This window comes from Rhodococcus sp. IEGM 1341 (genome assembly GCF_030056895.1).
GTDB lineage: Bacteria > Actinomycetota > Actinomycetes > Mycobacteriales > Mycobacteriaceae > Rhodococcoides.
In genome coordinates this window covers 934,601-946,651 of sequence record NZ_JASHKV010000001.1, presented here as the reverse complement: position 1 = coordinate 946,651, position 12,051 = coordinate 934,601, and the positions used below count along the sequence as shown (strand labels likewise).

The 12,051-nt window shown below is 65.3% G+C and carries 9 protein-coding genes; 2 read left to right on the top strand and 7 right to left on the bottom strand.

Going from position 1 to position 12,051, the window contains the following annotated elements:
* Window positions 1–10 precede the first annotated feature (10 nt).
* The 6 genes from QM615_RS04230 to QM615_RS04205 all read right to left on the bottom strand — a co-directional run bounded on the left by QM615_RS04230 (window position 11) and on the right by QM615_RS04205 (window position 7,329).
* Window positions 11–1,480, bottom strand: coding sequence for a condensation domain-containing protein (locus tag QM615_RS04230; protein ID WP_149405426.1), 1,470 nt, complete (start codon window positions 1,478–1,480; stop codon window positions 11–13).
* A 124-nt stretch (window positions 1,481–1,604) separates the two neighbouring features.
* Window positions 1,605–2,018 carry a SufE family protein gene (locus QM615_RS04225; protein WP_037188062.1) on the bottom strand — a complete coding sequence of 138 codons (414 nt, stop codon included), beginning with the start codon at window positions 2,016–2,018 and terminating at the stop codon, window positions 1,605–1,607.
* The gene (locus QM615_RS04220; RefSeq protein ID WP_094639333.1) at window positions 2,015–2,911 is read right to left on the bottom strand and encodes a sulfurtransferase; all 897 of its coding nucleotides are present in this window, start codon (window positions 2,909–2,911) and stop codon (window positions 2,015–2,017) included. Before QM615_RS04220 ends, QM615_RS04225 begins: the two co-directional genes overlap by 4 nt.
* A gap of 120 nt (window positions 2,912–3,031) precedes the next feature.
* The gene (locus tag QM615_RS04215; RefSeq protein ID WP_269593487.1) at window positions 3,032–4,405 is read right to left on the bottom strand and encodes a condensation domain-containing protein; all 1,374 of its coding nucleotides are present in this window, start codon (window positions 4,403–4,405) and stop codon (window positions 3,032–3,034) included.
* A complete protein-coding gene (locus QM615_RS04210; protein WP_269593488.1) occupies window positions 4,383–5,840 on the bottom strand; it encodes a condensation domain-containing protein in 1,458 nt (485 codons plus the stop codon). The genes QM615_RS04215 and QM615_RS04210 overlap by 23 nt, the downstream gene beginning before the upstream one ends.
* A 46-nt stretch (window positions 5,841–5,886) precedes the next feature.
* Window positions 5,887–7,329: a condensation domain-containing protein gene (locus QM615_RS04205; RefSeq protein WP_283347060.1), complete on the bottom strand. Its 1,443-nt coding sequence runs from the start codon at window positions 7,327–7,329 to the stop codon at window positions 5,887–5,889.
* 592 nt (window positions 7,330–7,921) lie between these two features.
* Between QM615_RS04205 and QM615_RS04200 the strand changes: the two genes are divergently transcribed.
* On the top strand, window positions 7,922–9,226 hold the full coding sequence (locus QM615_RS04200; RefSeq protein WP_283347059.1) for a hypothetical protein: 1,305 nt from the start codon (window positions 7,922–7,924) through the stop codon (window positions 9,224–9,226).
* A 5-nt stretch (window positions 9,227–9,231) separates the two neighbouring features.
* Here QM615_RS04200 and QM615_RS04195 read toward each other — a convergent pair whose 3' ends face one another.
* On the bottom strand, window positions 9,232–10,497 hold the full coding sequence (locus QM615_RS04195; protein WP_283347058.1) for a glycosyltransferase: 1,266 nt from the start codon (window positions 10,495–10,497) through the stop codon (window positions 9,232–9,234).
* Window positions 10,498–10,652: 155 nt separating this feature from the next.
* On the opposite strand from QM615_RS04195, the gene QM615_RS04190 reads away from it, so the two are divergent.
* Entirely contained in the window at window positions 10,653–12,032 is a 1,380-nt protein-coding gene (locus QM615_RS04190; RefSeq protein WP_283347057.1) for a hypothetical protein, read from the top strand.
* The last annotated feature ends 19 nt before the right edge of the window (window positions 12,033–12,051 follow it).

Here is a 12,051-nt window from a genome sequence, read left to right as displayed (position 1 = left end):
CCGCAGTGAGCTACTGATTGGTAGCGATCTGACCGGTGTCGGTATGTCCGATATCGGATCGCTCGTCGCCCGTGAGGGGGAATCGGGCGGTCCCGGTGTCCGCCACATCGCTCAACAACTTTCGGAAGGCACCGACGTATTCGTGAACCCGCGCGGTCGCCTGCTCGGTGTTGGGATAGCGAGCCGCGATGTTGATTCCCTGCGGCGTGCGGTTGATCCAGATGTACACGTCGTGCTGGTACTGCTTGCTGCGCAACGCTCGGGCGTTCCAGTCCGGCCAGTGCTCGGCGGCAGGCGCAAACCGCACGTCCATGAACGAGACGACGAAACGCGGGCGGGCGGAGTAGCCCAGAGTGGTGAACACGCGATCGAGAGGAACTCGGGCGATCGGTTTGGTCTTCTTCACCTCGGCCGAGGCCGCCGCGACCACCGAGCCGAACGAGTCCGCACCGGCGATGTCGAAAGAGATGGGGCACAGTCCGACGAACCAACCCAGCGCCGACGCCCATTGCGGCTCGTCGCGAGTGTGCACCGGCGTCACCGTGCGGAAACGAGTGCCGCCGCCCAGTTCGGAGCCGGTGATGGCCAGAACTGCGAGCAACCCGGCGAACAGACTGTGTCCGGTCTTGCGGCAGGCGACCGAGAACGAGTCGGCCTGATCGGGGTCGAGCACCCACGCGGACAAACCGCCCTGCGGCAGATCGTCCGGGCTCGGATCTCCGATGTCGAGTGGAAAGGCCGGTAGCTCGCCTTCGCCGTCGACGAGAAAATCCCGCCATATCCGCACCGCGTCGTGGGAATGCTCCAGCTCTGCATTCCTCTCGCGTTCGGAGGAACCGAAGTCGAGGTAGCTGCCGGCCTCGAACAGGGCAGCGGGCGCACCACCGAGTTCCTCGCCGTACAGAGCAGCTATCTCGTGCGCGACCAGCACCGTGGACAGACCGTCGATGATCGAATGATCCGCTGCGAAGAACACGGTGACCGGACGCGTCTCGTCCACCGGTTCGAGCGTCACGAAGGCGTAGGCGGGCCAGATCAACGGCGAGGTGAACTCGTCGAACAGATACTGCAGGTGCTCGAACACCTCACTCGATTGCGCGCACCGTTCCTGCTCGACCTGCCAGATGTCGATGGCACCCTGCGCTGCGGTCACCCGCGTCATCTCGCCCGTCACCTCGTCGATCGACGCGCTCGAACGCATCGCCTCGTGCCGGTCGATCCAGTTCAGCACTGCCTGGCGAAACGCGGGCTTGTCCAGCGGGCCTGCGATTTCGAAGGCCGCGCCGAGCCATGATTCACGACCGCGGCGAGGACTGCTCAGGCTCGTACGAAGGTGAGCCTCGTGGACGTAGGACGTCGGCCTGGCGTCGGGATGCCACCCAGCGGCCTCCGGAGTGCGGGCCTGCGGGCCGACGCTGGGTATCCACTCGGTGAGCGTGCCCGCGGGAACCGCGTAGTCCGCCAACTCCGTGAACTCCATATCGGCAGCAACCAACCTTCGTCGTACGCATCGGGGGGACTGGGCTCAGGGGCCCTGCCGCGGAGTCTAACGACGACGCGTTGTATCGATCAAGACGACGGCACGCCACCTGCGCCGTCGCCGGTCAACGCAGGTGACGCTTGATCCGCGCCAACATCGCCGACATACCGCGCAGTCGCAACGGGCTCACCGCATCGCTCAGCCCCAGAGCCGAGTAGAAATCGTCCGGAACGTCGAGGATCTCCTGTGCGCCGAGACCGTCGAGTCCCTGCGCCAGGATCGAGGCGAACCCCCGCGTGGTCGGAGCTTCCGGCGGGGCGCTGAAGTACAGCCGGACCCGCGCCGGATCGCCTGCATCCACCGACAGGAACAGCGGAGACTGGCACTCCGGCACCGGCTCCATCGCATCCTGAGCAAGGTGGTCCGGCAGAGGAGGCAGTTCGCGACTGAACTCCAGCAACAGCTGCAGCTTGTCCTGCCCCTCCACCGCGGCGAAGTCCTCGACTATCTCGGCCAGGGATTCCGGCAAGGCGCTCATCGAGTGGCCGGAGCCGATCCGGGCTCCTCGCCCTTGGCGATCGGGACGCGAACGGCGTTGCCCCATTCGGTCCACGAGCCGTCGTAGTTGCGCACCGACTGGTACCCGAGCAGATGGGTCAACACGAACCAGGTGTGGCTCGAACGCTCACCGATCCGGCAGTAGGCGATCACGTCGTCGGTGGCGGAGGTGCCGGAGTAGATCTCGTCCAGTTCCGTGCGTGACCGGAAGCGTCCGTCCGGTGCGGCTGCCTTGGCCCAGGGGATGCTCACGGCGGTGGGGATGTGACCTCCGCGCAGTGCACCTTCTTCTGGGTAGTCGGGCATGTGGGTGCGCTCGCCGGTGTACTCGGCGGGGGAGCGAACGTCGATCAACGGGACCGTTCCGAGCGAGCCGAGAACATCGGAGGCGAACGCACGAATGGGTGCATCGTCGCGTTCGATCACCGGATAGTCGGTGGCGGGGAACTCGGGCACGTCGAGGGTGGTGTCGCGGTTCTCCGACAACCAGGCGTCGCGGCCACCGTCGAGCAGACGCACGTCCTGATGTCCGAACAGCGTGAAGACCCACAGTGCATACGCGGCCCACCAGTTGCTCTTGTCGCCGTACACGACGATGGTGTCGTCCCGGGAAATGCCTTTGCGGCTCATCAGTTTCGAGAACTGCTCGCCGTCGATGTAGTCGCGGGTGACCGGATCGTTGAGGTCGAGATGCCAATCGATCTTGACCGCGCCGGGAATGTGGCCGACGTCGTAGAGCAACACGTCCTCGTCGGATTCGACGACCCGAAGGCCGGGGGTACCGAGATGAGCGGAGAGCCATTCGGTCGATACGAGACGATCCGGATGCGCATAGTCGGCGAACGTTGCGTTGGAATCGGTTGGTACAGGCACGTATCGGCTCCTACGGAAGATATTCGGCTGGCGGCCCGCCCGGGGGTGGACGGTCTGCACTGTCGATCCTATGCGGAACCTCTGTCACGGGGCAGGAGTGGAGCCTGCGGAACGACTTTGTCAGGGCGTCAGGGCAGCGCTCTCGGGTTTCGCCGCGCCGGCGCGCAGGAGGGCGACGAGTTCGGCGGTGAACGCATTCATCACCGAGCGTGCCTGTGCAGTGTCGGGAAATCGTGACCGCAATGCCAGGCCCGACGTGGTGCGGGAAACCCAGAACTGCGCGTCGTCGGACACCGTGGCATTGCTGATGTGGTGTGCATCGGTTCGGTCGAAGCGTTCGTGTCCACCGATTCTGGTGTAGTCGATGTACGACACCATGAACACGTCTCGACGCGACAGGGTGAACGCGTCGCCGAGGTTGTTCAGTACCTGGGGGATCGGAACGGTGCTCAGTGGCAGTGCTGCACGAAACGCTGGGTGGGCCGCGGTGATCGTGTCGGTGAGGTCGTGTTCTACCTCCACGGTCATGGGAGCGTTCGTGGTGAACCAGCCCAGTGCACGCGAGAATTGCTGCTCATGGCGGGTGTGCAACGGGAACAGGAACGGCATGCGGCTCGGTCCGCCGATCCCGGCGCACGCCTGCCCGATCGCAGCGACGACCCCGGCGAACATCCCGGCTCCGGAACGGGCGCAGAGCTGCGCGTAGTCGAGGGTGTGCTGCGCGTCGAGCAAGGGCGTGACAGTCGTTGCCTGAGGCGCGGTTTCACCCTCGGCGACGCCGAGGTCGAGTGGGAAACGCGGCGTGGTGCCACCGCACTCGGTGAGGAAATTCGACCACCGCACCATGCGTTCGTCCGTGGGATCGACGAGTGGCTGGGTTGCTTCGACACGGCAGTACTCGACGAACCCACCGACCGGAGGCAGGGCTGCCTCCGGGTTCGACGGGCAGCGGCGGTAGGCGTCGTACAGGGTGTTGATCTCGTCGACCACGACTGCGATCGACATGGCGTCGACGTTGGAATGATCGAATGCGCACAACACCGTCGAGGTGTCCGGCCGATCGATTCCGAAACACGTGTAGGACGGGTATCGTCGTGCGTCGCAGTGTAGTTCGAGTGAACTTCGGAGGTGACTCCGGAGCATGGACCCCGACGAGAAGGTGGTTCGAGTGGTTTGCCTCATCTCGACCGCACCCGGTTCGTGAACCATCCGCTCGATTCCCGCCGCCGCGCGAACGAACGAACTGCGCAGGGTGTCGTGTCGGTCGATCAGGCGCTCGAAGGCCCACCCCAGTGCGCGGGTGTCGAGCCTGCCCTGCACCTCGAAGGCTCCGGCAATCCAGACACGCTCGGCCTCGTCCAGATCGCCGAGGTGAAACCGTTGGTTGAACGACGGCGGAACCGTCGACGGCTGCGGTTTCCCGGTGACGACGGCGGTGAACTCGACGACGGTGCCCGCGCGTGGGGTGTACTCAGTGATCGAGGTGACCCGCACCGGCCGGCTCCTGAACCAGATTTTCGAGCGTCAGATTGTAATCACCTTCGCGTGCAATGGTTTCCAGTACATGCGCCAGATGATCGTGGTACCGCTTCACCGCTGCGGCGGCAACGTCGGTATCAGGGGTCTGGGCCACCAGGTACAGGTGCTCACCGTCTCGGTTGATCCACATCGATGCGTTCGACGTCGAACCCTCGCCGGTGAAATGCTTCGCGCGCGTGTCCGCGTCTCGTCCGACGCCGGGGAACCAGCGAAAGTCGATGTACGAGAGCATGTTCGGACTCACTGCCAACTCGCTACCGAGAGTTCCGTCGGCGGCCAGCGCGCCCAGCACGGCGTGCACCGGAGCCTCCGCGATCTGCTTGGCCTGCTCGAAGCCTCGGTGGGCTCCAGCCGCGACGTCGGAGAACCTCTCGTGTCCCGCCACCTCGAATGCGACCGGAGCGAAGTTGACGAACCATCCCTGGGACTGACCGTAGTCACCGTGATGCCGGGTGCTGAGCACGGTGATCCCGAAGTAGTCGGTGTTACCGGCCAACTCGAAGTCGGTGATCCCGACGGCGGCGAATATGCCGCTGCTCATCCGGGCCCCGGCGGCCTTGCATGCGGCGTCGAATGCAGCGGTCAGTTCTTTGCTCAACAGGTCGCGTTCGACGATGCGGACCGGAGCTTTCTCGCCGGGCGCGAGGCCGAGGTCGAGCGGGAACCGAGGCATCCGGCCGTCGTGTCTGGTGAAAATGTCTCGCCAGGCCGCGATTTCGGGAGAATCGGCTCCGAACGTCGCGGCCCGAGCCCGTTCGTCGGCGGCGTAGGCCAGATGGCTGCCTGCCTCTGCCGGGGTAGGTACGTCCGCGCCGGTCTCGAGTGCGTACAGATCGGCCAACTCGCTGATGACCAACGCTTGCGAGCCGCCGTCGGTGAATGCGTGATCTGCGCCGTAGTACAGGGTGAAGCTGCCGGGCCTGGCCACGACACCGACGACGAATCCGGGCCAGGCGTCCGCGGTCGCCTCGGACGAGAAACGCCCTCGTACGTACCGTTGGAATCGGTCGTCGTCCGTGGTTTCTCCGGCGTCGGTCACCTCGAACGCCGCGACCTCGGGCGGGGCGAGATGCCGAACGACGTTGTTTCCCTCGACCTCGAACCAGCATCGAAGGCCCTCGTGACGCAGCACGTAGGCGGCCAGCGCGCGGCTCATCGCATCCGTGTCCACGTCACCGTCGATCTCGGTTGCCACCCCGGTGTACGCGGTGTGCACATCGCCGCGTTCGCGGGCCGCCCATGCGGCCTTCAGGTGGTCCTCCTGGAGAAACGAGACCGGAGTCGAATCGACAGGTGCCGCTTGGGCACTCGCACGGGCAGCCGAAGTGGGATGCCATTCGAGCAGTCGGCCGGGAGCAGGATTCCATCTGCCCATAGCGGTGATGATCATGGTCGCTTCATCCTCCTCGATAAGGGCCGCGGGCTGATTCGACGACTCACTCTGCGGCGACGGTCACCGACCGTGAGGCCGACGTGAGCACCGTATCGGTACCACTGTCGGAGTCGATCACTGCCGTCAGCACGGCGACGAACTCGGTGATGAAGCGGTGGACGTTGGTCGACGCGACATCCGAGCTGGGGAATCGCGCGGAGATGTTGAGCCCTTGGAGCGTCCGGTTGACCCAGAAGTAGACCTCGTCCTCGGCGTGGCAGTTGCTCCGCAGAGCCCGACCCTTGCGGTCCTGCCACTGCTCGGCGTCCGGGAGGAATCGAAGATCGATGTAGGACACCACGAATCGAGGAATTTCCGTCGACTCGAGGATCTGGGCGATCTTGGAGTACGGCATCCGTGCCAACCCCTTGTTCGCCGCGCCTGCAGTTGCTGCAGCCGCGACTGCCTCCCCGAAGGTGCGAGCGTCGCCGAGCTCGATCTCCATGGGCAGAATCCCGACGTACCACCCCACCGCCGCGGCCCACTTCTGTTCGTCTCTGGTGTGCATCGGCATCACGGTGCGTAACGTCGTGCGACCGGACAGGCGGACGTTCGTCAGCGCCAGCGCGGCCAGTATTCCGGCCTGCATGTTGTACCCGGCGTTACGGCATGCAGCGTTGAAGGCATCCGACTGCTCGGACGTCAGCAGCCAGGACGAGATGCTGCTCTGTGCGGCCGGGCCGGTGAGCGACCGGTCGACCGACACCGGAAGGGGAAATGCGGGAAAGCGTCCGTCCTCCACGGCAAGGAAGTCCTGCCAGGTGCGCACGGCGCTGTGGTCACCGGTCAGTGTCTCGCCGAGAGCCCTCTCGGACTGGCTGAAGTCCACATAGCTGCCGACCTCGGGCAACTGGGGGTCGATGCCTTCGAGGGCGTGCGCGTAGAGCCTGTCGATCTCGTTGATGGCGTAGATCTGGCTGTATGCGTCCATCACCGAGTGGTCGGCGGCGAACGCGAGCAGAAACGACTCACCCGGCCCGTTCGAGAGAGCGCGTGATGCGTCGTCCGGCTCGATGGTCGCGAGGACGAAGTGCGGCCACGCCGTCGGGGAGACGGTGTCGCCGAACCAGGAGTGCAGATGGCTGAAGACCTGAGTCTCGGTCCGGGGTTCGGTGTGGGCCCGGTCGGTCACCTGCACTGCATCCGTGGGTGCGGTGTAGCGCAGCCAGGAACCGGATTCCTCGTCGCGCCTGACCTTGGTCCGAAATGCCTCGTGCCGACCCATGTACGCGGTGATGGTTGCGCGCACTGCCTCGACGTCGTAGCGGCGATGAATCTCGAACACCGTGCCGATCCACGAGCCCGGAGCGCTGCGCTCGCAATGGTCCTGGTGCGTGTAGGACAGACCGCGGGGGTCCGGTTCCCAACGGTCGTCGTCGACGCGGGGGACCCACTCGGTGAGGCGACCGGCGGGGAGGGGGTAGTCGGCGAGTTCGGTGTATTCCATGGGAGTCCTCTTCCGTTCCGGGCTCGGTCAGCGGTGCGCGGCGTTGGTTCGGTATTGCACGTTCGATTACGGTCGAGTCGATCGTGTAAACCCGTCGGCGATGATCGGGCAGCCGACCGGTCGTTTTATCCGATTGCTGTTGGATTGCTGCTTTCCGCATTGAAAGAACAACGTCGTTGCCGTCGACCCGAAGTGAGTTCAGAGAACACGATAGGGCGAAAGCGAAATTATTTCGCAGCGCGAGAAAGTAATACTTCTCACTGTCGAGCGTCTTGACTCGCCGGTCGCCGATCGGGAGTCGAGGGAGCGTCCGATTGTCGTATCTTTTGAACGAATCACTGACTTTGCTGGTCAGCGTGATGATAGTTCACAATCGAAGTGTGGTGCAAACTGTCGTGCGACCCGAAACACGACCCACGCCACCGAATGGATCGAACATGGTCCGGGACACATTCGGGACGCCTTTTTCGTGCACCTATTGCCGAATGTGAATGCATTGGTGTGGCGAATTGACACCACTACCCCTGCTTCGTGGATGTAGTAGGTTCGGCGCGTGACTCGAATTGGATTTGCCGATCACCTATTCTTGCGAATGCATCACGGCATCGGATATCCCGTCTACAACCAGTTCTTGTGGTGGTTCGACGAAACCGTCCAGCGAGTGGACCTGGAAAAACTACGCGACAACCTGTCCGACGGTCTGCTCGCGCGCCGAGTGGTCTCGTCGACGGTGCCTACTGCCCGCGCTCGATGGGTGGCCTCGAACGTCTCCCATTCATTGGATTTTCACCCACACTTCATCGAATCGACCGAAGTGTCGGCCTGGGCCGACGGTTGCATCGATGACGACATCGATCCCGAGACCGGTCTCGGTTGGCGACTGGCGGCAGCTCCTCTGGCCGACGGGGGGACGGTGCTCTCGTTGGTCGCTTCGCACATGGTCGCCGACGGCGGCGCTCTGATCGCCGCGTTCGCGGCTGCGAACGCCCCGTCCGTGCACCCTCGGTCGGTTCCGACCGAGGACGGAATCGCGGCCATCGGCTCGGACCTGCGAGACGCCGTGGGGCAGGTGCGGTCCGTAGCCGGCTGGTTGGTGAACACCGCTGCGTCCGCGCTACCGATTCCCACCCGATCCGGTCCGGACGTCGTTGTCCCGCGCTCGCAGCCGACTCGTTCGCAGCCGACGGCCGGTGCCGTGGATGCAGACTGGGTATCGCCTCGCGCGGTGGCAGAGGTGGACGCAGGTACTTGGACAGCGGCTGCCCAGCAATGGGGTGGCACGTCCAATTCACTGTTCATCGCCGTTCTGACGGCAGCCTCGGGGCAGGCCGGGCGAGCCTCGATCGGAGACTCGGTGCAATGGTCTTTGCCGGTCAGCGATCGCACCGTCGACGACACTCGCTCCAATGCCACCAAGATCGTCAAGATCGAGGTCCCCGTCACCGACGCGGCCGACCGCGATCTGTCGACGATTCGGAAAATCAGCAAGGCGGCGTTCACCGCTTTCGCCGCGAGGCAGGCTGCCGGTCTACCACCCGCAGGCATCTCGCAGGCCCTCGTGCAGATGCTGCCCGACGCCGTGGTCGCGCGTGTTCCGCAACCGCGTGACGGTGCGGAAGGCCTGGCGTCGAACCTGGGTGCTCTGCCCGAGGTCTTCACCACAGTGGCCGGTATCGAAGCTCGTGCCGTATCGGGCAGGGCGACCTTTGCGGGTGCCGACGCCGCGTTCGCGCGATCGTTGGACGGTGGGCTGACGGCCTGGCTGTGCGAGACGGGCGCGAGCGTCACCGTGACCGTCCACGCTATGGACCCAGATCGATTCGTCGATGACCGGGCACTGCGTGACCATCTGGCGGAGGCGCTGGGTCGCTGGGAGTTGGCTGCGCGATTCTGGTGAGTGCGTCAGCGGTTCCGCGCTGCCGCCTCGGTGATGTCGGCAGCTGCGGCCACTGCAGTTGCAGTCGGGGCGACTGACTCGGCGAGTCGGCGTGCCGCCTGCCTGGCGCGTTCGGTGGTGATATCGGTAATGCCCTGCTGGAGAACGGATTCGGTCAAGGTCGAGAATTTCGTGCTGGTGCCGGCTCCGATCCTGCGCAGCGCGGCTCCCCAGAACGGCTGATCGGCGCTGAACCAGCAGACGAGTGTCGGCAGGCCGGCCCGCGCCGTCGCAGCCGTCGTGCCTGCGCCACCGTGGTGGACCGCAGCCACGCATCGCGGCAGGATGCTCGCGTGATCGACCGACTCGACGATCATGATGTTCGAATTCGATTGGACAGCAGCAGAATCGGCACCGATCAGGTCGCTCCAGCCGGCACAGACGAGAGCGCGAACGCCCAGCCTTCGGGTCACGTTCTCGATCATGCGCAACAGCGCCGCGGGATCGGGGACGGGCATGCTGCCGAAGCCGAAGTACACCGGCGCGGAGCCTGCCTGCAGCCATTCTTCCAACGCGGGATCGGAGTCGACGCGAGCGCTGCTCAGCCCCAGGAATCCGACGAACGGGCGGTGTGAGCCCCACTGTTCTGCGAGCCCGGGGAACAGCGCCGACTCGTACGCCTGAATCTCCACTCCGCCGTAGCGTTCGGACCGAACAGGCAGCGAATGACGCGTCGGTGCCAGACCCAGGGACTTCCTCTGCGCGTTCTCGCGGGCCTTCATGGATTTCCAGCGCATCGACTCCGCCAGCGCCCACATCGACCGGTTGACGTATCCCGGTAATGCGATGCCCGGGGTCACGGGCACGACGTCGTTGCGCCGGAGCGGGCAATAGTGCAGTGCCACAAAAGCATTGCCTGTGTGCTCCGCCATGTTGAACGCCATCTCCTGCCCCAGCGAACCGGTGACGATCGCGTGGCAGCCCTGGGCCATCCGTTCGAGTTCGCCCGTCATCTGATCCCAGCCGTAATTGGCCAGTTCCGCGAGTGCCGCCATCTTGGTCCGCGGGTTACGCGACTTGATCCGCACCCTGATCAACTCCGACTCCAGCAGTCGCTGGGTGTCCGGCCCGAACGAGACCACGCCGATTCGTTCGGACTCAGCCGTTTTCGCGCGAGCGAAGTCCATGAGGTTCGGTGGTGCGCCGAACACCACGTCGTGTCCGCGATCCGCGAGTTCGACGCCGAGCGCAAGACCGGGCGTCACGTCACCGCGACTGCCGTTGAATGGCATCACGAACTTCATAGGGTCACTCGCAGTCGCGTCGGCGTGGAAAACGTCCTCAACCTATCAGTCCCGCCCGCCGCAGTTCGGATCGGAAAACATATGGCGGGAAACACATTTGCGGCCCACCTGCGTCCGCGCTCGCGCAGCGATAGTCTCGCGGGGTGGAAAGACTGACGTACGACGACGACCTGTTCCTCCGGATGGAATGCGTTCTCGGGGTACCGGTGGTGAACCAGATCGTCTGGCGGTTCGACCGCGCCGTCGCTCCGGACGCGCTGCGATCGATGTGGCGAATGCTCGCCGAAGGCCCGATCGATCGATCCGTTCGACGGGCCCGGGTGCCCGGAGCCCGTGACAGCTGGACCGCAGCGCGTCGACCCGCCGATCCGGTGGTGATCGGGCCACCGATCGCCCGTGCGGCGGTCGACAGGTGGATCGAGGACGAGGCCGCCGTGGCGTTGGATCCGATCGGGGGACCGGCGTGGCGATTGTCGGCCACGTCGGTGGAAGAAGGCGGCACGGTCGTGTCGTTGGTCGGCTCTCACGTCGTCGGCGACGGCGGGGCACTCACCTCCGCAGCCGCGGCCGCGCTGGCCGGACATGCCGTCCCCGACGATTTTCTGCGCGTCGGCCTCGATGACGGTCCCCTGTCCGCGACGGCGATCTCCCGTGCCGATCTCTCCGATGGTCTCGGCCGTGTCGGTGCAGCGCTCTCGGGTGCGGCACGAGCGCTCGGCCGCACCGCGGTGGCGGCGGTACGGGCACGGTCCACGGCGTCCGCCGACGCGAGCGCAGGAACACCGGAGGGCACCGGTGCCGACCGTCCGCGTGCGATCGTCGCCCCTGCCGAGGGCGCGTGGACGCCGAGCACCGTCGTCGTCGATTGTCTGTCTGCGGAGTGGTCTGCCGCCGCGGCGAACAAAGGCGGCAGTTCCAACAGCCTCCTGGTCGCGGTGGTGCTCGGGATACTGACCGGCAGCGGCCGAGTCTCGACCGAGGACCGGGTACGCGTCGCCCTCCCGGTCAGTACCAGGACCACGGGTGATCGGCGTGCCAACGCGACGTCCGGCGTCTCGATCCACGTCGAGCCGGGAGGGGCGTACCTCGACGATCTCGGAGCAATTCGAGCGGCGAGCAAAAACGCCTTCAGAACCCAGGCCGATCGCACGGTCACCACGACGTTCGAGCTCCTCAAACCGCTGATGCAGTTGCTGCCCGACGCGATCGTGGCCACACTCGCCGCGTCGGGCTCGGCCCCGCTGTGTCTGTGCTCGAATCTCGGTGCCAGAGGCGTCGCACTGCGGACCATCGGTGGTCTGGACGCCACCGCGGTGGCGATGAGGTCCATCACGCAGAACACCGACGTGGCCCTACTGCGCCGCACGGGCGGTGGCGTCAGCGCCTGGTGGAACGAATCGGGCGAACGCGCCACCCTGTGCGTCACCGGGCTCGATCCGGACAGCTTTCCCAGCAAGGAGCACCTGAGAGGGCTCGTCGAGGTGGAGTTCGATCGATGGGGCCTGACGCCCGAGTTCTGGTGACCTCGAGACAAGTCACAAT

Excerpts from the sequence above, each read along its gene's own strand:
- QM615_RS04230 (WP_149405426.1), bottom strand. The coding sequence starts at position 1,480 with ATGGAGTTCACGGAGTTGGCGGACTACGCGGTTCCCGCGGGCACGCTC.
- QM615_RS04225 (WP_037188062.1), bottom strand. The coding sequence starts at position 2,018 with ATGAGCGCCTTGCCGGAATCCCTGGCCGAGATAGTCGAGGACTTCGCC.
- QM615_RS04210 (WP_269593488.1), bottom strand. The coding sequence starts at position 5,840 with ATGATCATCACCGCTATGGGCAGATGGAATCCTGCTCCCGGCCGACTG.
- QM615_RS04205 (WP_283347060.1), bottom strand. The coding sequence starts at position 7,329 with ATGGAATACACCGAACTCGCCGACTACCCCCTCCCCGCCGGTCGCCTC.
- QM615_RS04200 (WP_283347059.1), top strand. The coding sequence starts at position 7,922 with ATGCATCACGGCATCGGATATCCCGTCTACAACCAGTTCTTGTGGTGG.
- QM615_RS04195 (WP_283347058.1), bottom strand. The coding sequence starts at position 10,497 with ATGCCATTCAACGGCAGTCGCGGTGACGTGACGCCCGGTCTTGCGCTC.